The sequence below is a fragment of the uncultured Porphyromonas sp. genome (assembly GCF_934359325.1).
Lineage (GTDB): Bacteria > Bacteroidota > Bacteroidia > Bacteroidales > Porphyromonadaceae > Porphyromonas_A.
On the sequence record NZ_CAKRLH010000213.1, the window covers coordinates 1 to 2,664 of the forward strand.

Consider the following 2,664-nt stretch of genomic DNA (forward strand, 5'->3'; position numbering starts at 1 on the left):
CCCATCATGCGCGAGGTGGCGACTGCCACGCGGGGCATCTTGGCGTTAGGGATGGTGTTCTTTCGCTCAGTGACGTTGTAGATAAATGCCATAAGTCATTCTATTGCTAAGTAGTTAGATAATATGTGTACGACCCACGGGGGAATTCCTTCGCAGAGTGACGCCTGCAGTACGCCCTCCGATGCGTTATCTCCCGGATCGTGGTGCAAAAGTACGATGGTGATCAGACCGATTGTCTCCATCGTTCCTCTTCTGTCTCTAAAGTGAAAGTATAGGCAAGTTTTGCGCAATGGATGAATAATATATACCTTTGCAATGAATTGAGTAGATACCAGACTATGAAGAAAGAGAATCACAGCTCGGCGAGCCCGCTCTCCCCCGCCGACCTCCAGCTACTGGAGCAGATCGAGACCTGGGAGCCGCTTAAGGGAGAGCTCAGTGGCATCGTGCCCGTCAAGCAGGTAGCCCTGCAGTACTATCCCGACTACAATCCTCAGAGTGCCTCCCGGGCGCTCCGCATGTCGATCAAGACCTATCCCCTCCTCAGCCATGCGCTCTCGCTCGTCGGCTGGACCAGCCCGAAGCGCAATTTCACCCCGCGCCAGACCGCCGTCCTCGCGCACTACCTCGGTACCCCATAGCACTCCTATTATATATGGGAGCAGGTGCTCCTGACAGCAGGGGTAGAAAAAACCATTCCGGACGATGGAACTCCTCTCGATCAAGCAGTTAAAAGCCAATTGAATAGATAGAAAGAACCTAATTATAGCTTTTGCCTAATAAGGACGGGGGAGACGGGCGGACGAAAATCGGTACATTTGCCTACCTGAGTACCGTACAGAGCAAGGCAGACAACTATGGCAAAAGTGAAGGAGACACCGATGATGTCTCAGTACAACCGGTTTAAGAAGAAATACCCCGACGCGATCTTACTCTTCCGTGTCGGGGACTTCTACGAGACCTTCTCCGACGATGCCGTGACCGCCTCCCAGTTGCTCGGGATCACCCTTACGAAGCGATCCAATGGCGGCGCCTCTGATGTGCCCCTCGCCGGCTTCCCCTACCATGCGCTAGATGTCTACCTGCCTAAGCTGGTCGCGCAGGGGAAGCGGGTCGCCATCTGCGACCAGATCGAGGACCCTAAGCTGACGAAGACGCTCGTCAAGCGGGATGTGACGGAGCTGGTGACACCGGGACTGACGATGGAGGACACGGTACTGGACGCGGGGACGAATAACTTCCTCGGTGCCATCGTGATGAAGGGGGGTCGCGCCGGGGCGGCTTTTCTCGACCTCTCAACGGGCGAGTTTTGCACCGCAGAGGGGATCGAGGAGGATGTGGCCAAGACGGTCGCCTCCTTTGGTCCCAAGGAGATCCTGATTGAGCGGGGTCGTGAGACCTCCGTGGCCGCCTCGATGGGCGAGCAGTGGCACTACTACCCGCTGGAGGACTGGGTCTTCACGGTCGACTACGGCAGGGATCGTCTGCAGCGACACTTCAGCACCAGCACGCTCAAGGGCTTCGGCGTGGAGGAGAAGCCGCTTGCGATCATCGCCTGCGGAGCGATCCTGTACTACTTAGAGGCGACGAAGCACACACAGCTGAGCCACGTGACGACCCTTCACCTGATCGAGGAGGACCACTTCGTCCGACTGGACAACTTTACTCGGCGAAATCTGGAGATCATGCGACCGCTGACGGAGGACGGCAGCTGCCTGCTGCAGGTGCTGGACCACACCCACACGCCGATGGGGGGACGGCTGCTGAAGCGGTGGCTCTCCTTCCCCCTCCTCGACCTGCACGAGATCGAGCGGCGTCAGTCGTGCGTGGGTGCCTTCTACGACCGGGCGGAGCTGACGGAGACAGTGGCGGATCACCTCGCCGGGATAGGCGACCTGGAGCGACTGGCGAGCAAGGTGGCGGTGGGGCGTATCTCGCCGCGCGAGCTGCTGCAGACGGCGGCGGGGCTGAGGCTGATCCGACCGATGATGAGCCTCCTCGCCGAGTCGGGGGCGCAGCCTCTCCGGGAGCTCTCTCTCAGGCTTGATCCGGCGGAGGAGCTGGCGACCAAGATCGAGCAGTCGATCGATCCGGACGCACCGGCTCAGGTGGGTAAGGGAAGGGTGATCCGAGCCGGGGTGAGCAGCCGTCTGGACGAGCTGCGCGCCATCGCCGGAGGGGGGAAGAAGTATCTCCTTGAGATGCGGGAGCGGGAGAGTCGGGAGACGGGGATCCCGTCGCTGAAGATCGCCTTCAATAACGTCTTCGGCTACTACATCGAGGTGACCAATGCCCATAAGGAGAAGGTGCCGGAGGACTGGATCCGCAAGCAGACCCTCGTCAATAGCGAGCGGTACATCACTCCGGAGCTGAAGGAGTATGAGCAGAAGATCCTCGGCGCCGAGGAGCGGATCAGCATCCTCGAGGCGGAGCTCTACCAGGATCTAATTCGAGAGGTGATGGGGCATATCCGGGTACTGCAGAGCAATGCCGCCGCTCTCTCGGAGATCGATGTGCTGAGCACCTTTGCCTACGATGCCACAGCCTACGACTACCATCGTCCTCAGGTGGACCGGAGCACCGTCATCGACATCAAGGAGGGGCGCCACCCGGTGATCGAGCGGATGATGCCGCCGGGCGAGGAGTACATCCCCAATGACGTCT

At 59.4% G+C, this 2,664-nt stretch carries 2 protein-coding genes; both read left to right on the forward strand.

What is annotated here, in order from left to right; translation table 11 throughout:
* Nucleotides 1-338 precede the first annotated feature (338 nt).
* Nucleotides 339-641, forward strand: a complete 303-nt coding sequence (locus tag Q0F21_RS07005; protein ID WP_297238607.1) for a DUF4248 domain-containing protein — start codon at nt 339-341, stop codon at nt 639-641.
* Nucleotides 642-857: 216 nt separating this feature from the next.
* A partial coding sequence (mutS, locus tag Q0F21_RS07010) for a DNA mismatch repair protein MutS (RefSeq protein WP_297238609.1) occupies nt 858-2,664 on the forward strand: 1,807 nt, incomplete at its 3' end.

Coding starts and splice junctions, on each gene's coding strand:
- Q0F21_RS07005 (WP_297238607.1), top strand. CDS start 339: ATGAAGAAAGAGAATCACAGCTCGGCGAGCCCGCTCTCCCCCGCCGAC.